Source organism: Enterobacter sp. BNK-14 (genome assembly GCF_047456095.1).
Classification (GTDB): Bacteria; Pseudomonadota; Gammaproteobacteria; order Enterobacterales; family Enterobacteriaceae; genus Enterobacter; species Enterobacter kobei.
Genome location: NZ_CP179897.1, coordinates 4,144,785 through 4,170,031, shown reverse-complemented (window position 1 = coordinate 4,170,031; position 25,247 = coordinate 4,144,785). Strand labels below are relative to the sequence as shown.

At 55.3% G+C, this 25,247-nt stretch carries 21 protein-coding genes; 4 read left to right on the top strand and 17 right to left on the bottom strand.

What is annotated here, in order from left to right; all coding sequences use genetic code 11:
- Positions 1-230 precede the first annotated feature (230 nt).
- Both mngB and mngA read right to left on the bottom strand, forming a co-directional pair.
- Positions 231-2,861, bottom strand: coding sequence for a mannosylglycerate hydrolase (gene mngB / locus ACMGGM_RS19745; RefSeq protein ID WP_045134252.1), 2,631 nt, complete (start codon positions 2,859-2,861; stop codon positions 231-233).
- A 23-nt stretch (positions 2,862-2,884) separates the two neighbouring features.
- Entirely contained in the window at positions 2,885-4,801 is a 1,917-nt protein-coding gene (gene mngA, locus ACMGGM_RS19740) for a PTS 2-O-a-mannosyl-D-glycerate transporter subunit IIABC (protein WP_045134253.1), read from the bottom strand.
- 171 nt (positions 4,802-4,972) lie between these two features.
- Between mngA and ACMGGM_RS19735 the strand changes: the two genes are divergently transcribed.
- Positions 4,973-5,689 (top strand): GntR family transcriptional regulator, encoded by a 717-nt coding sequence (locus ACMGGM_RS19735; RefSeq protein WP_045134254.1) that lies wholly within the window; start codon positions 4,973-4,975, stop codon positions 5,687-5,689.
- An 83-nt stretch (positions 5,690-5,772) separates the two neighbouring features.
- Here the strand turns inward: ACMGGM_RS19735 and sucD are convergent, their stop codons facing one another.
- The 8 genes from sucD to sdhC all read right to left on the bottom strand — a co-directional run bounded on the left by sucD (position 5,773) and on the right by sdhC (position 15,419).
- The gene (gene sucD, locus ACMGGM_RS19730; protein WP_008501094.1) at positions 5,773-6,642 is read right to left on the bottom strand and encodes a succinate--CoA ligase subunit alpha; all 870 of its coding nucleotides are present in this window, start codon (positions 6,640-6,642) and stop codon (positions 5,773-5,775) included.
- Positions 6,642-7,808 (bottom strand): ADP-forming succinate--CoA ligase subunit beta, encoded by a 1,167-nt coding sequence (gene sucC / locus ACMGGM_RS19725; RefSeq protein ID WP_006809579.1) that lies wholly within the window; start codon positions 7,806-7,808, stop codon positions 6,642-6,644. Before sucC ends, sucD begins: the two co-directional genes overlap by 1 nt.
- A gap of 83 nt (positions 7,809-7,891) precedes the next feature.
- Positions 7,892-9,115, bottom strand: a complete 1,224-nt coding sequence (odhB, locus tag ACMGGM_RS19720) for a 2-oxoglutarate dehydrogenase complex dihydrolipoyllysine-residue succinyltransferase (protein ID WP_014883039.1) — start codon at positions 9,113-9,115, stop codon at positions 7,892-7,894.
- 14 nt (positions 9,116-9,129) lie between these two features.
- On the bottom strand, positions 9,130-11,937 hold the full coding sequence (gene sucA, locus ACMGGM_RS19715) for a 2-oxoglutarate dehydrogenase E1 component (RefSeq protein ID WP_014883038.1): 2,808 nt from the start codon (positions 11,935-11,937) through the stop codon (positions 9,130-9,132).
- Positions 11,938-12,175: 238 nt separating this feature from the next.
- Positions 12,176-12,892, bottom strand: a complete 717-nt coding sequence (sdhB, locus tag ACMGGM_RS19710; protein ID WP_014883037.1) for a succinate dehydrogenase iron-sulfur subunit SdhB — start codon at positions 12,890-12,892, stop codon at positions 12,176-12,178.
- A gap of 15 nt (positions 12,893-12,907) precedes the next feature.
- Complete coding sequence (gene sdhA / locus ACMGGM_RS19705) at positions 12,908-14,674, bottom strand: succinate dehydrogenase flavoprotein subunit (RefSeq protein ID WP_014883036.1); 1,767 nt, start codon at positions 14,672-14,674, stop codon at positions 12,908-12,910.
- A complete protein-coding gene (gene sdhD / locus ACMGGM_RS19700) occupies positions 14,674-15,021 on the bottom strand; it encodes a succinate dehydrogenase membrane anchor subunit (RefSeq protein ID WP_008501088.1) in 348 nt (115 codons plus the stop codon). The genes sdhA and sdhD overlap by 1 nt, the downstream gene beginning before the upstream one ends.
- A complete protein-coding gene (sdhC, locus tag ACMGGM_RS19695) occupies positions 15,015-15,419 on the bottom strand; it encodes a succinate dehydrogenase cytochrome b556 subunit (RefSeq protein WP_020684965.1) in 405 nt (134 codons plus the stop codon). Before sdhC ends, sdhD begins: the two co-directional genes overlap by 7 nt.
- Before the next feature lie 639 nt (positions 15,420-16,058).
- Between sdhC and ACMGGM_RS19690 the strand changes: the two genes are divergently transcribed.
- Positions 16,059-17,342, top strand: coding sequence for a citrate synthase (locus ACMGGM_RS19690; RefSeq protein WP_014883035.1), 1,284 nt, complete (start codon positions 16,059-16,061; stop codon positions 17,340-17,342).
- 99 nt (positions 17,343-17,441) lie between these two features.
- Here ACMGGM_RS19690 and nei read toward each other — a convergent pair whose 3' ends face one another.
- The 7 genes from nei to ACMGGM_RS19655 form a co-directional block, all read right to left on the bottom strand.
- Entirely contained in the window at positions 17,442-18,233 is a 792-nt protein-coding gene (gene nei / locus ACMGGM_RS19685; protein WP_014883034.1) for an endonuclease VIII, read from the bottom strand.
- An 18-nt stretch (positions 18,234-18,251) separates the two neighbouring features.
- Positions 18,252-18,992 carry a 5-oxoprolinase subunit PxpA gene (pxpA, locus tag ACMGGM_RS19680; RefSeq protein WP_032637179.1) on the bottom strand — a complete coding sequence of 247 codons (741 nt, stop codon included), beginning with the start codon at positions 18,990-18,992 and terminating at the stop codon, positions 18,252-18,254.
- On the bottom strand, positions 18,979-19,911 hold the full coding sequence (gene pxpC / locus ACMGGM_RS19675) for a 5-oxoprolinase subunit PxpC (protein WP_023336927.1): 933 nt from the start codon (positions 19,909-19,911) through the stop codon (positions 18,979-18,981). Before pxpC ends, pxpA begins: the two co-directional genes overlap by 14 nt.
- The gene (pxpB, locus tag ACMGGM_RS19670; protein ID WP_045134255.1) at positions 19,905-20,561 is read right to left on the bottom strand and encodes a 5-oxoprolinase subunit PxpB; all 657 of its coding nucleotides are present in this window, start codon (positions 20,559-20,561) and stop codon (positions 19,905-19,907) included. The genes pxpC and pxpB overlap by 7 nt, the downstream gene beginning before the upstream one ends.
- 14 nt (positions 20,562-20,575) lie before the next feature.
- Entirely contained in the window at positions 20,576-21,319 is a 744-nt protein-coding gene (locus ACMGGM_RS19665; protein WP_045134256.1) for a type 2 GTP cyclohydrolase I, read from the bottom strand.
- A gap of 10 nt (positions 21,320-21,329) precedes the next feature.
- Positions 21,330-22,742: a deoxyribodipyrimidine photo-lyase gene (gene phrB, locus ACMGGM_RS19660; RefSeq protein ID WP_045134257.1), complete on the bottom strand. Its 1,413-nt coding sequence runs from the start codon at positions 22,740-22,742 to the stop codon at positions 21,330-21,332.
- Positions 22,743-22,950: 208 nt separating this feature from the next.
- Positions 22,951-23,157 (bottom strand): YbfA family protein, encoded by a 207-nt coding sequence (locus ACMGGM_RS19655; protein WP_014883027.1) that lies wholly within the window; start codon positions 23,155-23,157, stop codon positions 22,951-22,953.
- Positions 23,158-23,465: 308 nt separating this feature from the next.
- On the opposite strand from ACMGGM_RS19655, the gene kdpF reads away from it, so the two are divergent.
- Positions 23,466-23,555, top strand: coding sequence for a K(+)-transporting ATPase subunit F (kdpF, locus tag ACMGGM_RS19650; RefSeq protein ID WP_014069365.1), 90 nt, complete (start codon positions 23,466-23,468; stop codon positions 23,553-23,555).
- On the top strand, positions 23,555-25,234 hold the full coding sequence (gene kdpA / locus ACMGGM_RS19645) for a potassium-transporting ATPase subunit KdpA (protein ID WP_014883026.1): 1,680 nt from the start codon (positions 23,555-23,557) through the stop codon (positions 25,232-25,234). The genes kdpF and kdpA overlap by 1 nt, the downstream gene beginning before the upstream one ends.
- The last annotated feature ends 13 nt before the right edge of the window (positions 25,235-25,247 follow it).

The following is a 25,247-nucleotide window of genomic DNA, read 5'->3' as shown; positions in this document are numbered from 1 at the left end:
GAAGAAGGAAAAAATATAAACAGAAGTGATTTTTATTAACGCGAGAGAAATTGTCCTTTTCAAGCGCGACCAACAATAAAGCGTAGTCGAGCCAGATTATTTTTCCATTGCTTTTCTTCAACTCTTAGAAATTACATTTAATTTACCTTTATCACCCCATAAGTTAACACCACGGTGTGACTATTCAATGAAAAAAGGCCGCTAACGCTGCAGCCTTTTTATCACTGTTTTCAGCCGACAAGCACGCTAAAGGTGCGTGACTGTCCAGGCCTGAATACCCCGGCAATGCCCTCGCCTTCATGCTGCGCTAACACCTGTTCATTCATGTCCGTTTCGCAGCACCGTTTCACCGTCGGATTCACAGATAACGTCGCATCACATGCGCTGGACGCTGACGGGTTAAACAGACGAAGAATAAGCTCATCACGATCTTCCGCCTTTTTGAGAGCACTGAGCACACATCCCGTTGGCGAAAGCGCTAACAAACTGTAACTTTCCGGCGTGGTAAACGGTGCGCGGTTCAGTTTCATGGCATCCCAGGGAATTTTGTTGTAGCACTGTACAGGCGTTAACCACGATTTAGCCTGCTGCGCGACACCCGCATTTTCCGGCGTACCGCTGAAACTGAAGAGACTAAAGCGACAGCTTAGCGCGCCCCGAACCTGGGAGTCAGGAACGGGCAGTTTGATCCCTGATGGTCTGCCGGGACGCAACAGCAAATCTTCTTTGCCGAGTAGCCCCACGCCACGCAACAAGGTTACGGCAAAGGCTTTTTTATCCTCGCCCACCACTTCAAATTCGCGCAGTCCCTCGGTGAACAGCGCCAGCCCGTTTCGTTTCTCCTGCAGGACGGCGTAATTGAGTAAGTTCCAGACGGGAACAGGCGCTTCTTTCCAGCCCTCCTCCTGCCAGTTTTGCATGGCGGGATCCTGCGCAGCACGCGTGACCGTACCAAACTGCGTATCCGCTAACACCTCCAGGGTTGTAAACGGCGTTGGGATCAGCACGCGAACGCGGTGGTCGTCAGCCTGATTGTCCAGACGAACCGCCACATCAATGCGTCTGCTGTTGTGGCTAAGCGTTATTTCAAACTCAGCGCTGAGAGAACCGTTCCTCTGACGTGCCGTGCGTTCGGCCAGATTAGCCGGAACAGCGATCCGATGACGGATCACCGCCCTGCTCTGCCAGCCTTCATGCGTCACCTCAACCTGATGCTCGCCCTGTGCTGAAGTGAGCCTCCACTCTTCCCGGGCAGGCGAGTAGTCGTACTCATCGCCATCATCCGAACTCTCTTCGATTTCCAGTACGCGGTCATAAATCAGCCCGGTTTCTTTGTCACGCAGGCGCAGCGTGCCGTCTTCATTGAAATCAACCTGCCAGAACGCATTTTCAAGTAAGGATTCTGTGTTTTTCACCTCTGGGCGCTGCTTCCCGGCCACGTTCGGTTCGATAAACAACGTACGGTACCCCATCGACGGCAGTATCTGGCTGAGCTGAATATCAAACTCCATAAACGGTTCGTAATTGCCGTAATGGACAATCTGTCGGTCGATGAGACCGGGGTCGAGTTCGCGTGCGCTGCGAATGAAATACGGAATCTCATTGCCTTTATCATCCCGCAGACGGAACTGGCTGGCACGCAGTCGGATGGTGGTGTTCATCACCTCTTCACGCGGCCAGGGCATCAGGTTGAACATCACCAGCTTATCGGCATCGCTTTGCTGCATGTTGTCGACAATCTTGCGCATATAGAAACGCACCAGGTTGTCTGCCATGTCTTCAGCCAGTTCGAAGCGGGAGACAATCTCACGATGCACTTTGTCGCTGCAGCAGCAACCGATGCTGTCGTGAGCGTGGTTTTTGAGGATCTCTTTCCACATTTTCTCCAGCAGACCGTGGTGGTAATCGAAGCCCAGCGTCCAGGCAAGGGTCGCCAGCGGCTCGAGGATATTGACAATTTTGTTCTCAATACGCGCATGGGCGATTTTGATGTCCATGCGCGTAGAGCCGATTGTCCGGTGAACGCGCATGTATTTCCCGTCGATAAACTCCCCTTTTACCGTCGCCAGTTCATCGCGGTGCGCATCGATGTGGTCAAATACCTCTTCGAACCGACTCATCACAAACTGACGCTGGGGATAGATTTCTCGCAGCTTGTCCATTACTGCAAAAATATTCTGCTGCAGCGGCATCTGATCGTGACCGTTGGGCAGCAAAATCTCTTTGGTGACGGAGGCGCTTTCCAGCACCTCGAGATAGCTGTCGAGCCGCTTTCGCAGCCCCGCTTCGTCCTCCGGTAAGTACTTACCAATCGCGTAGCCCAGCGGCAGCACCTGTGCCGTCACTTCGCTGCCGTCCTGGCTCTGCCAGAGAAATTCCGTTTTATCGGTTCCGTGTCGTTCCGAGCAGCCGCGCCAGAACATGGTCCGCGTTATGCCAAACCCGTTATAAATATGCGGAAGCTGACCGGACATACCAAATGAATCCGGCAGATAGCCGATTTTCATCGGCTCGCCGAACGCCATACAGTCGCGAATGCCATACATAAGGTTGCGGACGATCGACTCGCCGCTGACGAGGGTGGTATCAGTCTGGGTATACCAGGGGCCGATAATCAGTTTTCCGCGCTCGACCAGGGCCTTCACGCGCGCGCGGTTTTCAGGCACGACGGCAAAATAATCCTCCAGCACCGCCGTCTGCCCATCAAGGACGTAATATTTATACTCGTCATCCTGCTCCAGGCGGGTCAGGATCTCTTCCATATTATTGACCAGAAGAATACGTGACTCTTCGGTGGTGAAATACCACTCACGGTCCCAGTGCATATGCGGTGTGATATGAACGCGAGATACAGCTTTCATCTTCGTTTCCTGTGTGTGAGTTTTTACCGTATGGCGTCTTCAGTGACGTATTTGCCCTTTTTTACCGCCTGGCGTCGCCAGAGCAGCAGAACAAACGTGGAGATAGCGGCCCCCAGCAGCGCCGCGCCAAACCAGCCCGCTGCGGCAACCACACCGGTCAGCCCTGCGTCGTGAAGTAAAAAGAGGGAGAAAATACCCGCCCCCGGGGTAGACAGCCCGATCCCCATCGCCCCAACAATCGCGCCGGTTACCATGGAGCCGAGCACAAAGGAGCCAATGACGCGAAGGGGATCTTCTATCGCCATCGGAATCGCCCCTTCGGTAATGCCCGCGAGTCCGAGCAGCCACGTTGATTTACCGGTTTCAATTTCAAACGGTTTAAACAGTCCCGGAGCCAGCATCGTTGACGCCGTCACGGTAAAGGCCGAGACCATTTTGACGGAGGCAAAGATGGCATAGGGACCGTATACGCCGTTCGCCATCGCGCCCAGGCAAAACGCGTAAGAGGCTTTGTTGACCGGCCCGCCCAAATCAAATGAACACATAAAGCCGAGGATCGCCCCCAGGAGCAGCGCATTCGCACCGGACAGACCATTAAGCCAGACGGTGAGCGTGTTATTAAGCCAGGCCACCGGTTCGCCGATCACAAACAGCATCAGGCTACCCGCCCCCAGCACGCCAATGACCGGATAGAGATAAAAGGTTAAAAAGCCGTTATAGCGGCTACTCAGGCGGATGTGATTTTTCACCCAGCGCATCAGGTAACCCGCGATCAGGCCGCCCACGATAGCCCCCAGAAAACCGGAGCCGATCATATTGGCAGCAAGACCAGCAGCAAATCCCGGTGTCAGGGCGGGTTTATCCGCCAGCGAGTAAGCGGTATACGCGGCCAGAACGGGAACCATCAAAATTCCGAGCATGCCGCCGCCAAGCTTGCGGTACATCCACAGCCACGAGTTTTCCTGGTCGAACAAGTGCTGCAAGCCCAGGATTTGCGCCAGCAGTACCGACACGGCCAGCACCGTACCGCCAGCGACGATCAGCGGCACCGCAAAGGAGATCCCGCTGAGGAGCGCCTGTTTGAGCTCACTTTTTACGCCCGTTTTCGTTTCGGTATCGACATACTCATGACCCGCATCGGATGAAGGCCGTAGCGCCAGCGCGCGCTCAATTAGCGCTTCAGCATGGCGCAGGGGCTCCGCAACGGGGACGGAAATCGCGGGGATCCCCTGAAAACGCTCACGCTCTTTGATCGCCACGTCTGCGGCAAAAATGCATGCTTTCGCCTCCTTCAACTGCTGCGCAGTGATGCGCCCCTCAATGCCGTTCGCCCCCTGCTTTTCGACCACCACGTTGACGCCCAGCCTGCGTCCCGCTTTTTCCAGGTATTCCGCAGCCATATAGGTATGCGCAATTCCAGCCGGACAGGCGGTAACGCAAACGATCGTCGGGGCATTCACCGCAACGGCGGCCTCTTGCGCTTCAGGGGTCGCTTCCAGGGCAGCAAGCACATCTTCCGCCGTGGTGGCTGCCATCACGCGCGCCCGGAGATCGTCATCCGCCAGGCGAGACGTCAGTTCCGTCAGTACCTGAATATGTGTCGACCCCGCTTCGGCAGGAGGAATGGCGAGAAGAAAAATCAGCTCAACCTCTTCCGGTCCGTCCACGCCTTCCCACTCCAGCGGTTCGCGCAGCGTTGCCACGGCGAAGGCCGCTTCTTTCACGACGGCTGATTTACCGTGGGGCACCGCCAGCCCTTCGCCCAGGGCGGTGGGGCCAAGCGATTCCCGATGGAAAACTTCTTTAAGAAAAGCATCGGCATCAGCGATTTTGCCCAGCGCCACCAGACGTGTCGCAAGCTGACGGATTGCCTCATCCCGGCAGGAAAACCGCGCCTGAACGCAGACTGCACGCGGATCGGTCAGGGTCGTCAGGTTCATAGTGATCCTCACATTTAGATCGTTATTGTCTGGGATGGATTCTGGCAGACCTTATAATACATGTATGTGATCACTTTCACTAATAAGCCAATTTGTATTTTATTTGTATTATTTACAAATCATCAGTTGAATGCATAATTCCCTGAAAAGGTATTAAGCAGGCGCAATCAAATGGGTAATAAACCGATGTACCGGCAGATAGCCGATGCGTTTCGCGAGAAAATTAACGCCGGGGAGTTAAAACCCGGTGACGCGCTCCCGACGGAGTCCAGCCTTCAGGAGACGTTCAGCGTTAGCCGTGTCACCGTCCGGCAGGCCCTGAAACTGCTGGCTGATGAGCAGATTATCGAAAGCATTCAGGGCAGCGGCTCTTATGTAAAAGAGGAACGCGTAAATTACGATATCTACCAGCTCACCGGTTTTTACGAAAAGCTGGCTGACCGAAACGTCGATACGCACAGTGATGTTAAAATTTTTGAAGTGGTGAAAGCCGATGAGCGGCTTGCGGCAACGCTGGCCATCAATCCGGAGGATAAAGTCTGGCACGTGAAGCGCGTACGCTTCATCAAGCAGAAGCCGGTTAACCTGGAAGAGACATGGATGCCGCTGGCAATGTTTCCCGACCTCACCTGGGACGTAATGGAAAATTCGAAATACCACTACATCGAGCAGATCAAAAAGATGGTTATCGATCGCAGCGAGCAGGAGCTGGTGCCGATCATGCCATCAGAGGAGGCGATCGCCGCGCTGGCGCTCGATCCGGCCAAACCGATCCTGGAAAAAGCCTCCCGCGGTTTCCTGAAGGACGGACGGGTATTTGAATACAGTCGCAACGTCTTCAATACCGACGATTACAAGTTCACGCTCGTTGCCAAACGCAGGCAATAAAAAAGGCCGCTTTTCAGCGGCCAACCATGTCGAAACGGACATTTTTTTACTTCAACGCTCCCCTGTCGGGGAGCAGAGAGGACTTACTTAATGATGGATTTCAGTGCTTCGCCGATATCCGCCAGGCTGCGAACGGTTTTCACGCCTGCGGCTTCGAGCGCTGCGAATTTCTCGTCAGCCGTACCTTTACCACCGGCGATGATCGCCCCTGCGTGACCCATACGCTTGCCTTTCGGCGCGGTCACACCCGCGATGTAACCGACAACCGGCTTGGTCACGTGTTCTTTGATGTAAGCAGCCGCTTCTTCTTCCGCGCTACCACCGATCTCACCAATCATCACGATCGCTTCGGTCTGTGGATCTTCCTGGAACAGTTTCAGGATGTCGATGAAGTTAGAGCCCGGGATCGGGTCACCGCCGATGCCCACACAGGTGGACTGGCCGAAGCCGTAATCGGTGGTCTGCTTAACGGCTTCATAGGTCAGGGTACCGGAACGGGACACGATGCCTACTTTGCCCGGCTTGTGAATATGACCCGGCATGATGCCGATTTTGCATTCGCCTGGCGTGATAACACCCGGGCAGTTCGGGCCGATCATGCGCACGCCGGCTTCATCCAGCTTCACTTTCACGGTCAGCATATCCAGCGTCGGGATACCTTCAGTGATGGTGATGATCAGTTTGATGCCCGCGTCGATCGCTTCCAGAATGGAATCTTTGCAGAACGGTGCCGGAACGTAAATAACGGTCGCGGTTGCGCCCGTCGCTTCTACGGCTTCACGCACGGTGTTGAACACCGGCAGGCCCAGGTGCGTGGTGCCACCTTTACCTGGCGTGACGCCGCCAACCATCTGCGTGCCGTAGGCAATCGCCTGTTCGGAGTGGAAAGTCCCCTGGCTACCGGTGAAGCCCTGGCAGATAACCTTGGTATCTTTATTAATTAAAACTGACATTATTTCCCCTCCACTGCGGCAACAACCTGCTGAGCTGCATCCGTCAGACTTTTCGCTGCAATAATATTCAGGCCGCTGTCAGCCAGTTTTTTCGCGCCGAGTTCAGCGTTGTTACCTTCCAGACGTACAACCACCGGAACGTTAACACCCACTTCTTCTACCGCACCAATGATACCGTCGGCGATCAGGTCGCAACGAACGATGCCGCCGAAGATGTTAACCAGAACCGCTTTAACATTGTCGTCAGAGAGGATGATTTTGAACGCTTCGGTCACGCGCTCTTTGGTTGCGCCACCGCCCACGTCGAGGAAGTTCGCTGGCTCACCACCGTGCAGCTTAACGATGTCCATGGTGCCCATTGCCAGGCCCGCACCGTTGACCATACAGCCGATGTTGCCGTCCAGCGCCACGTAGTTCAGCTCCCACTGTGCAGCCTGTGCTTCACGAGGGTCTTCCTGAGACTGGTCGCGCATTTCGCGCAGATCCGGCTGGCGGAACAGCGCGTTGCCGTCAGCACCCAGTTTGCCGTCGAGGCAGATCAGATCGCCCTGGGTGGTGATCACCAGCGGGTTAATCTCGATCAGCGCCAGGTCGCGCTCCAGGAAGATAGTCGCCAGACCCATGAAGATCTTGGTGAACTGCTGAACCAGCTTGCCTTCCAGACCCAGTTTGAACGCCAGCTCGCGACCCTGGTAAGGCATTGGGCCTGCCAGCGGATCGATCGCCACTTTGTGGATCAGATGTGGGGTTTCTTCCGCCACTTTTTCGATTTCCACGCCGCCTTCGGTAGACGCCATGAACACCACGCGACGGGAGCTACGGTCAACAACCGCGCCCAGGTACAGCTCTTTAGCGATATCCGTCGCAGCTTCAACCAGGATCTGGTTAACCGGCTGGCCGTTCGCATCTGTCTGGTAGGTCACCAGACGTTTGCCGAGCCAATGTTCAGCAAACGCACGAATCTCTTCTTTGCTCTTAACAACCTTCACACCGCCCGCTTTACCACGGCCACCAGCGTGAACCTGACATTTAACTACCCACGGGCCGGAACCGATTTTAGATGCGGCTTCTTCTGCTTCACGCGGGGTAGTACAGGCATAACCCACCGGAGCCGGTAAGCCATACCGGGCAAACAGCTGTTTGGCCTGATATTCATGTAAGTTCATGTGTTCTATCCATCCTTCAGGTAATCGTTAGGTAGTGCTTTTAGTGGCCCGGCAGCCATACGCCGCCGGGCAAGACTGCAAAACTAGACGTCCAGCAGCAGACGCGTTGGATCTTCCAGCAGCTCTTTAATGGCAACCAGGAAGCCCACGGACTCGCGGCCGTCGATCAGGCGGTGATCGTAAGAGAGCGCCAGGTACATCATTGGCAGGATCTCAACTTTACCGTCTACCGCCATCGGACGATCTTTAATGGCATGCATACCCAGGATCGCGCTCTGCGGCGGGTTAATGATCGGGGTAGACATCAGCGAGCCGAATACGCCGCCGTTGGTAATGGTGAAGTTACCGCCGGTCAGGTCGTCTACGGTCAGCTTGCCGTCGCGGCCTTTAACAGCCAGCTCTTTGATATTTTTCTCGATGTCAGCCATACCCAGGGTATCCACATCACGCAGAACCGGGGTGACCAGACCACGTGGGGTAGAAACCGCCATGCTGACGTCGAAATAGTTGTGGTAAACCACATCATCGCCATCGATGGACGCGTTCACTTCCGGGTAGCGTTTCAGCGCTTCAACGACAGCCTTCACGTAGAAGGACATAAAGCCCAGACGGATACCGTGACGTTTTTCAAACGCGTCACCGTACTGCTTACGCAGGTCCATGATTGGCTTCATGTTCACTTCGTTGAAGGTGGTCAGCATCGCGGTGGAGTTTTTCGCTTCCAGCAGACGCTCGGCTACACGCTTACGCAGGCGCGTCATTGGGACGCGTTTTTCGCTACGGGCACCCAGAGCAGGCTGAGCTGCTGCTGGCGCTGCCGCAGGGGCTTTCGCTTCTGCCTGAGCAGGTGCTTTCGCCAGGTGCTTGTCGATGTCTTCACGCGTCAGACGGCCACCCACACCGGTGCCTTTGATGGCAGCCGGGTCAAGGCTATGTTCAGCCAGCAGGCGACGGATCGCCGGGCTGAGGGCGTCGTTAGACTGTTCTTCCAGAGAAGCCTGCTGGCGCTGAGCCGGCGTAGAGGCTTTCTCTTCAGACTTGGCGCTGGACTCTTTACCCGCGCTGTTGCCTTCACGCAGGCGACCCAGGATCTGACGAGAGGTGACGGTCGTACCTTCATCTTCCAGCACCGCGTCCAGTACGCCATCCGCCGAAGCCGGTACTTCCAGTACCACTTTGTCAGTTTCGATTTCTACCAGCACTTCATCGCGCTTAACGGCATCGCCTGGTTTTTTGTGCCAGGTAGCGACGGTCGCATCTGCTACAGATTCAGGCAGGTCGGGAACAAGAATATCTACGCTACTCATTATGTATCCTTTAATTAATCGACGTTCAGCGCGTCATTGACCAGATCTTGTTGCTGCTTCTGGTGAACGGACATATACCCTACCGCCGGAGAGGCGGAGGCCGGGCGACCTGCGTAACGCAGAGCGGACCCAAATGGAATCACTTCACGGAAATGATGCTGGCTGCAGTACCATGCGCCCTGGTTAAGCGGCTCTTCCTGGCACCAGACAAAATCATGAACGTGAGCGTAAGGTTTCAGCACTTCCTGCATCGCCTGATGCGGGAACGGATAAAGCTGTTCGATACGCACGATGGCGACATCTTTCTGATCGTTCTTACGGCGCTGTTCCAGCAGGTCGTAATAAACCTTACCAGAACACATCACCACACGCTTCACGGCCTGCGGATCCAGCTCGTCAATCTCACCGATGGCTGGCAGGAAGGTGCCGTTTGCCAGCTCATCCAGGCTGGATACCGCCAGCGGATGGCGCAGCAGGGATTTCGGAGACATGACCACCAGCGGACGGCGCATACCGCGCAGTGCCTGACGACGCAGCATGTGGTAGACCTGAGCCGGAGTGGACGGCACGCAAACCTGCATGTTCTGCTCAGCGCAAAGTTGCAGATAGCGTTCCAGACGCGCGGAGGAGTGCTCCGGACCCTGGCCTTCATAACCGTGCGGCAGCAGCATGACCAGACCACACATGCGGCCCCACTTCTGCTCGCCGGAGGAGATGAACTGGTCGATAACGACCTGCGCACCGTTCGCGAAGTCACCGAACTGCGCTTCCCAGATGGTCAGGGTGCGTGGTTCAGCGGTGGCGTAGCCGTATTCGAAGGCCAGTACCGCTTCTTCAGACAGTACGGAGTCCCAGACCTTGAACTGGCCCTGACCGTTGTGGACGTGCTGCAGTGGGGTATAGGTTGAACCGTTAGACTGATTGTGAACCACCGCGTGACGGTGGAAGAAGGTGCCACGGCCCGCATCTTCGCCGGACAGACGCACGGGAATGCCTTCGTCAACCAGCGTTGCATAAGCCAGCGTTTCCGCGCCACCCCAGTCAAACAGCTTCTCACCTGCTGCCATGGACTGACGGTCAGCATAGATTTTCGCCACGCGAGACTGCATCTCGATAGCGTCTGGTACGGTGCTGATGCGTTTAGCCAGCTCCTGCAGACGCTTCATCTCAACCTTGTTCGGGTAGCTCTCATCCCACTCGTGGTTGAGGTACGGCGACCAGGTAAAGGAGTGCATGTTCATCGGACGCAGCTCTTTCACTACGCATTCACCCGCATCCAGCGCATCGCGGTAGAGGTTGACCAGTTCGGTCGCATCTTCCAGCGTCGCCACTTTTTCGCTTTCCAGCTTGTCAGCATAGATTTTGCGTGGCGTCGGGTGTTTTTTGATTTTCTGATACATCAGCGGCTGGGTTGCACTTGGCTCATCCGCTTCGTTGTGGCCGTGACGGCGGTAGCAGAAGAGGTCAATGAACACATCGCGTTTGAAGGTATTACGGAAGTCCAGCGCCAGACGGGTCACGAAAGCGACAGCTTCCGGATCGTCCGCGTTCACGTGGAAGATCGGCGCCTGAACCATTTTACCGATGTCGGTGCAATATGGTGTAGAGCGAGCATCCAGCGGGTTAGAGGTGGTGAAGCCCACCTGGTTGTTGATCACGATGCGAACGGTACCGCCCACTTCATAACCACGCGCTTTCGACATGTTCAGGGTTTCCTGAACCACGCCCTGCCCGGTTACCGCCGCATCACCGTGAATGGTGATTGGCAGCACTTTGTTGCTGCTTGGCTCGTCCAGACGATCCAGACGCGCTCGCACGGAACCGATAACCACCGGGCTGACGATCTCCAGGTGTGACGGGTTAAACGCCAGCGCCAGGTGAACCAGACCGCCTTCGGTTTCGATATCAGACGAGAAGCCCATGTGGTACTTCACGTCGCCGGTGCCGAGGTGCTCTTTATGTTTGCCCGCAAATTCGTCGAACAGGTCCTGCGGTTTTTTACCCAGCACGTTGACCAGGACGTTCAGACGACCACGGTGCGCCATGCCCAGTACCACTTCACGGGTACCGCTCTTGCCTGCATGACGAATCAGCTCTTTCAGCATCGGCACCAGCGCGTCGCCGCCTTCCAGCGAGAAGCGCTTTGCGCCCGGGAATTTCGCGCCCAGATAGCGCTCAAGACCCTCTGCTGCAGTCAGTTCGCCAAGGAAACGTTTTTTCTCGTCTGCTGAGAAATTCGCATGGCCCGCTACGGATTCGATGCGCTGCTGGATCCAGCGTTTCTCTTCGGTAGAGGTAATGTGCATGTATTCCGCGCCGATGGAGCCGCAGTAGGTTTGCTTGAGCGCATCAATGAGTTCGCCCAGCTTCATCGTGTCTTTGCCGATGGCAAAAGAACCTACGTTAAAGCTTTCCTGGAAATCGGCCTCGGTCAGATCGTGATACGCCGGATCGAGATCGGCCACACGTTCTTGCTGCCACAGTCCCAGCGGATCGAGATTCGCATGCTGGTGACCACGGAAGCGATAAGCGTTGATAAGCTGCAGGACTTTAACCTGCTTCGCATTGGTGTCAGGGTCGGAAATCGCAGAAGAGTAACGTGAGGCATCCTTCGCCAGACGACGGAAATAATCACGTGTTTTGGAATGGAATTGATCCGGTTTGACCCCTGTGCCAGGCAACTGCTGGAACATGGAACGCCAGTTTGCGTCCACTGAGTCAGGATCGGTTAAGAAGTCTTCATAGAGCTGTTCAATCCAGCTCTGGTTCGCACCAGAAAGGAAAGAAGAGTCCAGCCAGGCTTTCATTGCGCCGTTCTGCATCGTGATCCCTTAAGCATTTTTATGCTTACTTTCGCCGTAGAAACTACCACGCACACCACGTGTACGTGCCGGGGTTCACCTGCGAGCTCTTTTCATTTGGCCCGCGAAGGAACCTTTAGAAACTGTCTAAACTTCAGGGCAGTTTTTAAAGGTTTCTGCAATTTGCCCGGTGGCGCTACGCTTACCGGGCCTACTGTTACATAGGCCGGATAAGCGCAGCGCCATCCGGCGTTTTTACTTACGCACTGCGCTGCAGCAGCATCGACTTAATATGGCCGATGGCGCGCGTCGGGTTCAGTCCCTTCGGACATACACTGACGCAGTTCATGATGCTATGGCAGCGGAATACGCTGAAAGCGTCACTCAGTCCTTCCAGACGACTCTCGGTTTCGGTGTCGCGGCTATCGATCAGGAAGCGATAGGCAGCCAGCAGACCGGCCGGGCCGATAAACTTGTCCGGGTTCCACCAGAACGACGGACAGGACGTTGAACAACATGCGCAGAGAATACACTCGTACAACCCATCGAGTTTTTCACGCTGCTCAGGAGACTGTAAGTGCTCGCGAGCGGGTGGATTTTGCCCATTATTCAATAAGTAAGGCTTAATCTTCTCATATTGTGCATAGAATTGCCCCATGTCTACCACCAAATCACGCACGACCGGCAGGCCTGGCAGAGGACGGATAACAATTTTCTGACCAGGACGCTGCAACGCGGAAATTGGCGTGATGCAGGCCAGGCCATTTTTGCCGTTCATGTTCACGCCATCAGAGCCGCAGACCCCTTCACGGCAGGAGCGACGGAACGACAGTGTCGGATCTTTTTCTTTCAGCTGGATTAACGCATCCAGCAGCATCATGTCGCGACCTTCTTCCGCTTCCAGGGTGTAGTCCTGCATACGCGGAGCATCATCAACATCCGGGTTATAACGATAAACTGAGAATTCGAGTTTCATTATCCTGTCTCCGCATTAGTAAGTACGAATCTTCGGCGGGAACGCCGGACGCAGTTTCGGTTCCATGTTGACGCTACGACGCGTCATGGATTCCGACTCTGGCAGATACAGGGAATGGCACAGCCAGTTTTCGTCATCACGATCCGGGAAGTCGAAGCGGCTATGCGCGCCACGGCTCTCGGTACGGAAGTTTGCCGACATCGCGGTCGCGAACGCAGTTTCCATCAGGTTATCCAGCTCCAGGCATTCAACGCGCTGGGTGTTGAACTCGCTGGAGGTGTCATCCAGACGGGCATTTTTCAGACGCTCGCGGATCGCTTTCAGTTGCTCAAGACCTTTGGCCATTGCGTCACCTTCGCGGAATACCGAGAAGTTATGCTGCATGCATTCCTGCAGTGCTTTACGGATTTCCACCGGATCTTCGCCGTTACGGTTGCCGTTCCAGCGGTTGAGGCGCTCAAGAGAGGCATCAATTTCGTCGTCGGTCGCGTCACGCAGCGCGCCCTGCTCGGCAATGGATTCCTGCAGATGCAGACCGACTGCACGGCCGAATACCACCAGGTCCAGCAGCGAGTTGCCGCCGAGACGGTTTGCGCCGTGAACGGATACGCAGGCAATTTCACCTACGGCGAACAGGCCAGGAATAACCACATCTTCGCCCTGCTCGTTCACGGTCAACGCCTGACCGGTCACTTTGGTCGGAATACCGCCCATCATGTAGTGGCAGGTTGGGATAACAGGAATTGGCTCTTTCACCGGGTCGACGTGTGCGAAGGTACGAGACAGCTCCAGAATGCCCGGCAGACGGGATTCCAGCACCTCTTTACCCAGATGGTCGAGTTTCAGCTTCGCGTGTGGACCCCATGGGCCATCACAGCCGCGGCCTTCACGGATTTCGATCATGATGGAACGCGCCACCACGTCACGACCCGCCAGGTCTTTCGCATTCGGGGCATAACGCTCCATGAAGCGTTCGCCGTGTTTGTTCAGCAGGTAGCCGCCTTCACCACGGCAGCCTTCTGTTACCAGAACGCCGGCACCGGCGATACCGGTTGGGTGGAACTGCCACATTTCCATATCCTGAACCGGCACGCCTGCGCGGATTGCCATGCCGACACCGTCACCGGTGTTGATGTGGGCGTTGGTGGTGGACTGGTAAATACGGCCTGCACCGCCGGTGGCCAGCACGGTTGCGCGGGCTTTGAAGTAAACGACTTCACCGGTTTCGATACACAGCGCGGTACAACCGACCACTGCGCCATCGGCATTTTTCACCAGATCCAGCGCATACCACTCGGAGAAGATGGTGGTGTGGTTTTTCAGGTTCTGCTGATACAGGGTGTGCAGCAGTGCGTGGCCGGTACGGTCAGCCGCCGCTGCGGTACGTGCCGCCTGCTCGCCGCCGAAGTTTTTCGACTGGCCGCCAAACGGACGCTGATAGATGGTGCCGTTTTCCAGACGGGAGAACGGCAGCCCCATGTGGTCCAGCTCCAGAATCGCTTCCGGGCCGGTCTTACACATATATTCGATGGCATCCTGGTCGCCGATGTAGTCGGAACCTTTTACCGTGTCGTACATGTGCCATTCCCAGTTATCTTCATGGGAGTTACCCAGCGCAACGGTAATACCGCCCTGCGCGGATACAGTGTGGGAACGGGTCGGGAACACTTTAGAGAGCAGCGCACAGGTCTGGCCGCTCTGGGAAATTTGCAGTGCGGCACGCATACCTGCGCCACCGGCACCAATCACAACAGCATCAAATTCTCTGACTGGCAGTTTCATTACACACCCCACACCACAACGAATCCATAAATAACGTAAACCACCAGTGCAACGACAATGGCCAGCTGCAGAGGAAGGCGAATCGCCAGCGGTTTAACGTAATCGGTCAACACCTGCCACATACCAATCCACGCATGAATAAGGATGGAGAACAGCGCCAGCAGGGTGAACACTTTGGTGAAGGCGGATCCGAAGAACCCACTCCAGATTTCCCACGTCAGCGTACCGCTGGTCGCGAAGAAACCAATCATATAGATGATGTAAAGGGTGAGAACGATGGCGGTAGCACGGACAAGAATGAAGTCATGTACGCCGTTGCGTCCTAATGCGGAGGCGTTGCTTACCATACGAGAACTCCTGCGAGAAGTGAAAGCACGACAGTAATCACAAATGAAATGTTAGCGGAGCGTTTCCCGGCTTCGAACGTCTCTTCCAGGTAGCCAAAGTCCATCAGCATATGACGAACACCCACGACGACGTGGTACGCCAGCGCGGTCAGAATGCCCCACATGATGAATTTCACGAAGAAGCTGTTCATGATGGCAGAGGCCTGGAGGAATCCTTCAGGGGAGGAGAGGCTGGTACCCAGTAACCACAGCAGAATGCCGACCGCCACAAACGTAATTACACCTGAAACACGGTGCAGAATGGACGCTATTGCTGTTACGGGGAACCGGATCGTTTTCAGATCCAGATTGACAGGTCTTTGTTTTTTCACATTTCTTATCATGAATAACGCCCACATGCTGTTCTTATTGTTTCCTTCCTCCGGACTGCGATGCGGGTCAAGCAGCGTTCCTTTTCTATAACTGCGCGTCATGCAAAACAATGCTTCCAGATGCTTCAACGACACATTACAACGCTGGGTGGCTCGGGATTGCAGGGTGTTCCGGAGACCTGGCGGCAGTATAGGCCGTTCACAAAATCATTACAATTAACCTACATACAGTTTGTCGGGTTTTCTCTGGAACAGTGATCAGGGTCACGATAACAACATCTTTTTAATTTTTAATCATCTGATTTGACAAATGTTAAACAATATTGTTACAAACGTCATCAGAAAAGGCATATAATGCGCAAAAGTTATGAGGTCTCTCTTTCACCTGACAAATAGTTATGTAACAGTGTGATGGTATTGACCGAAGTTATCAGGACAGTTATTAGTGATATACAGGTTTGAATAATTCGGACTGCAAAAACGCTGATTTGCTGTTGTTTCACTGATATTTCATTCGTTTACCTGCAAGGCGCCATAGCTCTGTACCCTGGTTTGTCCTCGTGAGCTGAGCGGTAAGCCAAATAACAATCTGGTAACGGTGATTAACAGCTGAAAGCAAATCCGGTAAAGCGCAGTCTTAAGCATAAGGCGCTAAGGAGACCGTAAATGGCTGATACAAAGGCAAAACTCACCCTCAACGGTGGTGATGCTATTGAACTGGATGTGCTAAAAGGCACGCTCGGTCAGGATGTTATTGATATCCGTACGCTGGGTTCCAAAGGAGTATTTACCTTTGACCCTGGATTTACCTCTACCGCATCTTGCGAATCCAAAATCACCTACATTGACGGTGACGAAGGTATCCTGCTCCATCGCGGCTTCCCCATCGATCAGTTAGCCACCGAATCCAACTATCTGGAAGTGTGCTACATCCTGCTGAACGGCGAAAAGCCAACGCAGGCGCAGTACGATGAATTCAAAACCACCGTCACCCGTCACACCATGATCCATGAGCAGATTACCCGTCTGTTCCATGCGTTCCGTCGTGACTCTCACCCGATGGCGGTGATGTGCGGGATTACCGGTGCGCTGGCGGCGTTCTACCACGACTCCCTTGACGTGAATAACCCGCGTCACCGTGATATCGCGGCGTTCCGTCTGCTGTCCAAAATGCCTACCATGGCGGCGATGTGTTACAAATACTCCATCGGCCAGCCGTTTGTGTATCCACGTAACGACCTCTCCTACGCCGGTAACTTCCTGCGCATGATGTTCTCCACGCCGTGCGAAGAGTACGAAGTGAACCCGGTGCTGGAACGCGCAATGGACCGTATCCTGATCCTGCACGCTGACCACGAACAGAACGCTTCCACCTCTACCGTCCGTACCGCGGGCTCTTCAGGCGCGAACCCGTTCGCCTGTATCGCTGCGGGCATCGCCTCCCTGTGGGGACCGGCGCACGGCGGTGCGAACGAAGCGGCACTGAAGATGCTGGAAGAGATCAGCACCGTTGAGCACATTCCTGAATTCGTGCGTCGCGCGAAAGACAAGAATGATTCCTTCCGCCTGATGGGCTTCGGTCACCGTGTTTACAAAAACTATGACCCACGCGCCACCGTGATGCGTGAAACCTGCCACGAAGTGCTGAAAGAACTGGGTACCAAAGATGATCTGCTGGAAGTGGCGATGGAGCTGGAACACATCGCGCTGAACGACCCGTACTTCATCGAGAAGAAACTCTACCCGAACGTCGACTTCTACTCCGGTATCATTCTGAAAGCGATGGGTATTCCGTCTTCCATGTTCACCGTAATCTTCGCCATGGCCCGTACCGTAGGCTGGATTGCGCACTGGAACGAAATGCACAGCGAAGGCATGAAAATCGCCCGTCCTCGTCAGCTGTATACCGGCTACGAGCAGCGTGATTTTAAGTCTGATATTAAGCGCTAACAGACGTTGGGTGCGGCATGATGCCCTCACCCCAGCCCTCTCCCACAGGGAGAGGGTGAAAACCTTAAAAACGGTAACCCTTGGGTTACCGTTTTACTTTTATTTCTGGCAGTGCGGGCACCAGTAAAAAGGTCTCGAAGAGAGCATAATCCTGTCGATAATCCCGCCACATCGCTCGCACTTTTTCCCCGCCCGATGAAACACCTTAAACCGGAACAGCGCCCCGTGATGCCTGTTCTCATCTACCACGCCGCGCGTCGTGTAGGATAAACGCGGTATGTCCAACAGCGCATGGGACAGCGCTTCCAGCTGTTCATCGCTGAGCTGCGAGGCTTTATGCTGCGGCGCCAGCCCGGCTTCCCAAAGGATTTCCACCCGCAGGTAGTTGCCGAGCCCGGCCAGAAAGGCCTGGTCGAGAAACAGACCGGAAAACTGCCGATTGCGAAATTTGGGTGACAGCAAACGGGCTTTCACATCGCCCGCCGTCAGGCGCATATCCAGCACATCCGGCCCGACGCGCAGCAAGAACGGATGAACGAGCAACTGCTCAGGCGTTAACATTTCGATATCCGACGCGCTGTAAAGCAGGATGGCTTTATCAGCCGTTTGCAGCCTGACCCGCAGCACACGGGTGGTTTGCGGCTGTTCATCCGCGTTAACCACGCGCCAGACGCCGTAAAGCTGGTTATGGCTATATAACGTCAGGTTATGGGAAAAGTGCGTGAGTAAGGCTTTCCCGCGCGTTTCAATATGGGTCACCGTCTGCCCCAGCAGCTGTGATTCAAACGGTTTGAGTTGCGGAAAGGCAAACCAGACATCCGTCAGCGGTTTGCCCTTTATCGCCGCTTCCAGGCTATCCGCCGCGCGGCGGATCTCCGGACCTTCTGGCATGTTATTGTCCTTAAATGATTATTCTGCGCTGACAAGAATACCCTCATCAGAGAACGCTGCCCGCAGGCGTCGCGCAAACTGGAGCGCATGCTCGCCGTCGCCATGTAAGCATACCGTATCGGCCTGAACGTTTGCCGATGTACCATCCACAGCGGTGACACGCCCGGCGCGCACCATCTCCAGCGTCTGCGCCAGCGCTTTACCTTCGTCGGTAATGAGCGCCCCGGCCTGCGTTCGCGGCACCAGGCTGCCATCAGACTGATATCCCCGGTCGGCAAACACTTCCTGGCGGGTGGTTAACCCCAGGCGCTGCCCGGCGCGGATCAGCTCGCTGCCCGCCAGGCCCACCAGAATCAGCTGAGAGTCACAATCCCGCACCGCGCGGGCAATGGCGTCCGCCAGAGCAGGATCTTTCGCCGCCTGATTGTAAAGCATGCCGTGCGGCTTCACGTGGCGCAGTACGCCCTTCTCAGCGCGCACTATCGCCTCCAGCGCGCCAATCTGGTAAAGCATCTGAGCGTAGACCGTCTCCGGCGGCAGGTCCATCGCCGTACGGCCAAAGTTCTCCCGGTCGGGAAAGCTCGGGTGAGCGCCTATCGCCACGCCGTTTTTAATGGCATTGCGCACGCTCTCCAGCATGGTTTGCGCATCACCCGCGTGAAAGCCGCAGGCGATGTTGACCGAAGATACCAGCGTCATCAGCTCTGCGTCGGCGCGGCTCCCCTCCCCCAGATCGGCATTTAAATCAATCTTTACCATCAAGCCTCCACGCCAGCTGTTCGAGATAACGCTGCTGATCCTGCCGCGCTTTCAGCGCCTCCTCCAGCGAACATTGCACGAAATGGATCGGCTGACCGAGGGGAATTTGCGCCAGATGGTAGCGATCCGCGTCAATAATGCAGGCAATGCGCGGATAGCCGCCCGTCGTCTGCGCATCGTTCATCAGCACAATGGGTTGACCATTGCCCGGAACCTGAATGACGCCAGGCAATAAGCCGTGGGAGAGCAACTCCCGGTCGGTTGTGCGGGTCAGCGGCTGCCCCTGCAGGCGGTAGCCCATGCGGTTACTCTGCGGGCTAATCTTCCACGGCGAACGCCAGAAAGACTCTTTAGAAGCGTCATCGAACTCCTGATATTCCGGCCCCGGTAAGGCGCGGATCACGTTCCCCCACAGCAACTGTTTTACGCCCTGCGTCGTCGAGAAATCGCGTGTTGACGGCTTAATCGCCAGACGATCGCCATCGCGTAGCGAACGTCCCTCATGCCCCCCTATGCCCGCTTTCTGATCGGTACTGGCTGACCCCAGCACCTCCGGCACGTCAATGCCCCCCGCTACCGCAAGGTAACTGCGCACGCCGTGCAAAGGCCGTTTCAGCGTCAGACGTTGCCCGGCTTTCGCCCGCAAACGCCAGCCGGTCCACACCGCTTTGCCGTCCAGCGTGGCGTCACAACCTGCGCCGGTTAACGCAAACCAGGTTTCCTGACCGAACTCAATCACGCACTGACCCAGCGTAATTTCTAACGCCGCCGTGCTGCCTGCGTTACCCACCAGCAGGTTGGCAATCTCCAGCGAAGGACGATCAAGCGCACCGCAGTAGCTCACGCCAGACTGGCGCAGGCCAAAGCGGCCGGCATCCTGTACCGAGGTATAAAGCCCTGCGCGAAGTAACGTTAACATACCCCCTCCTTCTGCGGGATAAAGCGAAGGGTATCGCCAGGACGAAGGAGAATGGGTGCCTCCTGCCCCGGTTCAAATAATGGCATGGCGGTGTGCCCAATAAGCTGCCAGCCGCCCGGTGAGGTGAGCGGATAAATTCCGGTTTGTTCGCCGCCAATCGCCACCGTTCCCGCGGGAACGCTCAGGCGTGGCTCGGCCCGGCGCGACGTATGCAGCTGAGGGGATAATCCGCCAAGATACGGGAAGCCGGGTTGAAACCCCAGAAACCAGACCACGTAATCCACCGAACTGTGCAGCTCAACTACCTGCTTCTCCGTTAATCCGCAGTGATCCGCCACCACGCCAAGATCCGGCCCACCCGTGCCGCCATAGACGACCGGGATTTCAATCATTCTCGATTCCGGCTCCAGCGCTTCGCTCTCTTCCCACCAGCGCTGAAGACGTTCAATAGCATCCAGCGCCTTTGTCTGCGGGTTGCGCAGCACGACGGTAATGTTATTCATACCAGGAATGGTTTCTACCACTTCCGGGATGTCAACCAGACGCTGTGTCAGCCGCCAGATACGCTTTTGCGTGGCAAGCGTGACCGGCGGTTCAAGTTCCAGTACAACTGCGCTTTCACCCAGAAGATAACAACGCGCTCTCTGCACTCGGGCACCTCTCATCAGGCGGGATTAGGGATATCAATAAAGGTCACATCCAGATCGGTATTTTCCGTCAGCCATTCGCTGAGGGCGCGGATACCGCCACGCTCGGTAGCATGGTGGCCTGCCGCGTAAAAATGCAGCCCCTGTTCACGGGCTGAGTGAACCGTCTGCTCAGAGACTTCACCGGTAATAAACGCATCAACACCAAAACGCGCGGCGCAGTCGATAAAGCCCTGACCGCCGCCGGTACACCAGGCAACGCGCTTAACGGTATCCGGCCCCGTGTCGCCACACCACAGCGGACGACGCCCGAGACGTGCTTCGATCCACGATGCCAGCTCCAGACCCGGAACCGGCATCGACAGCTCTCCCCACGGGACCAGCGGCTCGATTTCGCCCATCACAGTGATCCCCAACAGCTGCGCCAACTGGACGTTATTCCCCAGTTCCGGGTGTGCATCCAGCGGCAGGTGGTAGCCGTACAGGTTGATGTCATTGGCCAACAGCGTTTTCAGGCGGTTGCGCTTCATACCGCGAATAATCGGTGATTCGTTTTTCCAGAAATAACCGTGGTGAACAATGATCGCATCGGCCTCCTGACGCACCGCTTCATCCAGCAATGCCTGGCTTGCCGTCACGCCGGTGATGATTTTTTGCACTGTCTCACGGCCTTCCACCTGCAGCCCATTCGGGCCGTAATCGCTGAAGCCGGCGGTATTGAGTTTTTCGTTAATCAGGCTTTCCAGTTCGCTGTTTTTCATCATCACTCTCTTAAGCTTTACGGGCGGCTTCATAGGCCGCCAGCGTGGCGACGCGCGCCTGTTTATGGTCAACAATCGGGCGGGGATAATCGAGCTTTACGCCCTGTTTATCCGCCCATGCCCACGGGTCGTGGATCGCTTTCGCAGGAACATGCCTGAGCGCGGGCAACCAGCGACGAATAAAGTCGCCGTTAGCATCAAATTTTTGTCCCTGAGTGGTCGGATTGAAAATCCGGAAATAGGGAGCCGCATCGGTACCGGTAGAGGCCGCCCACTGCCATCCGCCATTATTCGCTGCCAGATCGCCATCGATCAGCTGAGAAATAAAATAACGCTCCCCGACACGCCAGTCGATAAGCAGATCTTTCACCAGGAAGCTGGCGGTAATCATTCGCAGACGGTTGTGCATCCACCCGGTTTCATTCAACTGGCGCATCGCGGCATCAACAATCGGATAGCCCGTCTCCCCCTTTTTCCAGGCCAGTAAACGCGCCTCGTCGTGCTGCCATTTTACGTTATCGGTCCAGGGAATGAACGGGCGATGCTTGCAGAGATCGGGATGATAAGTCATCAGATGGCGATAGAACTCACGCCAGATCAGTTCGTTCAGCCACACCGACCCCGTCCCGCCGTCCAGCGCCTGCGGCTGCTCGGCCAGGAGACGATGCAGACACTGGCGAGGAGAGAGCACGCCCAATGCCAGGCAGGCCGATAATCGGCTTGTCCCTTCAACCGCCGGGAAATCCCTGCGCGCGTCGTACTCTCCCGCGCCCTGCTTGCAAAACTGGCGCAGCTTCGCAATCGCTGATTTCTCACTGGCAGGGAACAGAAGATCGTCGAACGACTGTTGGGGATAGTTAAACGTTAATTCAGGCAGATCGGTTATGGCATCACCCCGAACAGCGGGCGCGGCCACGCACTCAGGCAGCGCCTCTTTCAGGCGTTTAACAAACGCATTTTTAAACGGCGTAAACACTTTGTACATTTCGTGACTGCCGGTCATGACGCTGCCCGGCGCCAGCATGACGCTGTCATCAAATCCTTCACAAACTACCCCGTCCAGCATGTTTTCCAGCTGGCGATCCCGCCGCTGTTCGTTCAGCTCGTACTGATAGTTATAAAAAAGGTGTGTGACGCCGTTTTGCTGACAGATCGCCTGCAGCATCTGAAGCTGCGCGGCAAAATCACTGACCTCTTTGTAGATCAGCGGAATACCTTTTTCAGCAAGCGCGTGTTGCAGAACGTTCAGATGTGATTTGAGGTAAGCCGCCTGGCGCGGTGCCATATCATGCTGCTGCCACTGTTCGGGCGTAGCGATGAACAGTGCCAGCACGCTGGCATCCTCAGAACGACAGGCTGCCGCGAGAGCGATGTTGTCATGTACGCGCAGATCTGCGCGAAACCAAACCAGATGGGTGGGCATAAAACTCCAGGCAAATATCCATTATGTCCGTAAGGGCACGCCACCAAAGGAAAAAGTGGCGAGCTTTTACTGTACTTTGCCATGAAGTGTAGACGGGATGAAATAAAAAAGACCGCCGGGGGGTGGTAATGCCAGTCAGTTAAGTAACTGACTGGCATTACCCATTGCTATTGGCGGTTTCTATATTGCTATGTGTAGTCTTTCTTTTTTAGTAGAAGTCGCAGGTCGCTTTCTCGGCCTGATCCATCCACACCGGCTTCTCGCTGGTTTTCGCCCAGACGCGGTGCAGATAGCTGTAAAAACGAGCGCGATCTTTCCAGAACAGCATCACCGGCAGGGCCAGCACGCCAGCCACTACGGCGAAAGTACGACGCATGAACACAATATGAGCTGGATACGCTTTATACAGATCCATATTTTCTCCCCTATAGTTGGCCGGAAACGTCATCCGGAAAATTCAAAATCTGTGACCTGGATAAAATAATATCGCTTTGCGTGTAATTTTACTACTCATCCGACCACTTATTTTCATTCATTTAGTGAATATTTACACTCGCGCCGTAATTTAGTTACAAAAAAGTTAACAATTTACTTACCAATAGTTAAATTGTGGGCTTTGCCATTTTTATACTTTTTTTACACCCTCTCTCCTCATTTTTGCGAAATCTTTGCGCCATAAATCCTACCGTTAACCCAACAACAAAAGTCACCCGGAGGTGGATTGTGAGTGCAGGTCTTATTGCCGGCATCGTGCTGGTGTTCCTGTTATTGGGTTATCTGGTTTATGCCCTGATTAATGCGGAGGCATTCTGATGGCTGCTCAGGCGTTTTTGCTTATTGCCAGCTTCTTACTGGCGTTGTTCGTTCTGGCAAGGCCACTGGGAATGGGGCTGGCAAGGCTTATCAACAACGTCCCCCTGCCTGGTACGGGAAGCGTTGAAAAAGGGATCTGGCGTGTACTGGGAATAGACGATCGCGAGATGAGCTGGCGTGAATATCTGTTTGCCATTCTGCTGCTGAATATTGTTGGGCTGATTGCACTTTTTACCCTGCTGATGCTGCAGGGGAGTCTGCCGCTGAATCCGCAACAATTACCGGGTCTGTCCTGGCATCTTGCGCTGAATACGGCAGTCAGCTTTGTCACCAACACCAACTGGCAGTCCTATGCGGGTGAAACCACGCTCAGCTATTTCAGCCAGATGGTTGGGTTAACCGTTCAGAACTTCCTCTCAGCCGCCAGCGGTATCGCTGTGATCTTCGCGCTGACGCGCGCGTTTGCTCGTCAGAAAATCAGTACCCTGGGTAACGCGTGGGTGGATCTGACGCGCATCACGCTGTGGATATTGCTGCCAATTGCGCTGCTGATCGCGCTGTTCTTTATTCAGCAAGGTAGCCTGCAAAACCTGCTGCCATACACCCCTTATACCTCGCTGGAAGGGGCAAAACAGCTCCTGCCGATGGGGCCCGTGGCGTCGCAGGAAGCCATAAAGATGCTCGGCACCAACGGCGGCGGCTTCTTCAACGCCAACTCATCGCATCCGTTTGAAAACCCGACTGCCCTGACCAATTTTGTGCAGATGCTGGCGATTTTCCTGATCCCCACCGCACTCTGCTTTGCCTTTGGTGATGTCGTCAACGATCGCCGTCAGGGGCGCACCCTGCTCTGGACCATGTCGTTAATCTTCGTGGTCTGCGTTGCGCTGGTGATGTGGGCTGAATGGAACGGCAATAGCCATTTCATGCAGCTTGGGGCTAACAGCAATATCAATATGGAAGGTAAAGAGAGCCGCTTTGGCATTCTCGCCAGCAGCCTCTATGCGGTGGTCACCACGGCGGCCTCGTGCGGGGCGGTGAATGCCATGCATGACTCCTTCACCGCACTGGGCGGAATGATCCCAATGTGGCTGATGCAGATTGGCGAGGTGGTATTTGGCGGCGTGGGTTCAGGTCTTTACGGCATGCTGTTGTTCGTGATGCTGGCGGTGTTTATTGCCGGTCTGATGATTGGTCGTACCCCGGAATACCTCGGTAAAAAAATCGACGTTCGCGAGATGAAATTAACCGCGCTGGCGATTCTGGTAACCCCTGCCCTCGTACTGCTCGGCTCCGCACTGGCGCTGATGACCGAGGCCGGACGCAGCGGCATCTTTAACCCGGGTATTCACGGCTTTAGCGAAGTGCTGTATGCCGTCTCCTCTGCCGCCAACAACAACGGCAGTGCCTTTGCAGGCTTAAGTGCCAACTCACCGTTCTGGAACTGTCTGCTGGCGTTTTGCATGTTCGTGGGTCGTTTCGGGATCATTGTGCCGGTCATGGCGATTGCCGGATCGCTGGTGAATAAAAAAATTCAACCGACCACTACCGGAACATTACCGACCCACGGCGCGCTGTTTATCGGCCTGCTCACAGGCACCGTGTTACTGGTTGGTGCCCTGACCTTTATCCCCGCCCTCGCGTTAGGCCCGGTCGCGGAATACCTCTCTTTACGCTGATTTTGCGGAGAAT

Excerpts from the sequence above, each read along its gene's own strand:
- odhB (WP_014883039.1), bottom strand. The coding sequence starts at position 9,115 with ATGAGTAGCGTAGATATTCTTGTTCCCGACCTGCCTGAATCTGTAGCA.
- sdhA (WP_014883036.1), bottom strand. The coding sequence starts at position 14,674 with ATGAAACTGCCAGTCAGAGAATTTGATGCTGTTGTGATTGGTGCCGGT.
- mngA (WP_045134253.1), bottom strand. The coding sequence starts at position 4,801 with ATGAACCTGACGACCCTGACCGATCCGCGTGCAGTCTGCGTTCAGGCG.
- ACMGGM_RS19665 (WP_045134256.1), bottom strand. The coding sequence starts at position 21,319 with ATGAAAAACAGCGAACTGGAAAGCCTGATTAACGAAAAACTCAATACC.
- sucA (WP_014883038.1), bottom strand. The coding sequence starts at position 11,937 with ATGCAGAACGGCGCAATGAAAGCCTGGCTGGACTCTTCTTTCCTTTCT.
- pxpC (WP_023336927.1), bottom strand. The coding sequence starts at position 19,911 with ATGTTAACGTTACTTCGCGCAGGGCTTTATACCTCGGTACAGGATGCC.
- ACMGGM_RS19655 (WP_014883027.1), bottom strand. The coding sequence starts at position 23,157 with ATGGATCTGTATAAAGCGTATCCAGCTCATATTGTGTTCATGCGTCGT.
- phrB (WP_045134257.1), bottom strand. The coding sequence starts at position 22,742 with ATGCCCACCCATCTGGTTTGGTTTCGCGCAGATCTGCGCGTACATGAC.
- sdhD (WP_008501088.1), bottom strand. The coding sequence starts at position 15,021 with ATGGTAAGCAACGCCTCCGCATTAGGACGCAACGGCGTACATGACTTC.
- sdhB (WP_014883037.1), bottom strand. The coding sequence starts at position 12,892 with ATGAAACTCGAATTCTCAGTTTATCGTTATAACCCGGATGTTGATGAT.
- sdhC (WP_020684965.1), bottom strand. The coding sequence starts at position 15,419 with ATGTGGGCGTTATTCATGATAAGAAATGTGAAAAAACAAAGACCTGTC.
- mngB (WP_045134252.1), bottom strand. The coding sequence starts at position 2,861 with ATGAAAGCTGTATCTCGCGTTCATATCACACCGCATATGCACTGGGAC.
- ACMGGM_RS19735 (WP_045134254.1), top strand. The coding sequence starts at position 4,973 with ATGGGTAATAAACCGATGTACCGGCAGATAGCCGATGCGTTTCGCGAG.
- nei (WP_014883034.1), bottom strand. The coding sequence starts at position 18,233 with ATGCCAGAAGGTCCGGAGATCCGCCGCGCGGCGGATAGCCTGGAAGCG.
- pxpA (WP_032637179.1), bottom strand. The coding sequence starts at position 18,992 with ATGGTAAAGATTGATTTAAATGCCGATCTGGGGGAGGGGAGCCGCGCC.
- kdpA (WP_014883026.1), top strand. The coding sequence starts at position 23,555 with ATGGCTGCTCAGGCGTTTTTGCTTATTGCCAGCTTCTTACTGGCGTTG.
- sucC (WP_006809579.1), bottom strand. The coding sequence starts at position 7,808 with ATGAACTTACATGAATATCAGGCCAAACAGCTGTTTGCCCGGTATGGC.
- ACMGGM_RS19690 (WP_014883035.1), top strand. The coding sequence starts at position 16,059 with ATGGCTGATACAAAGGCAAAACTCACCCTCAACGGTGGTGATGCTATT.
- sucD (WP_008501094.1), bottom strand. The coding sequence starts at position 6,642 with ATGTCAGTTTTAATTAATAAAGATACCAAGGTTATCTGCCAGGGCTTC.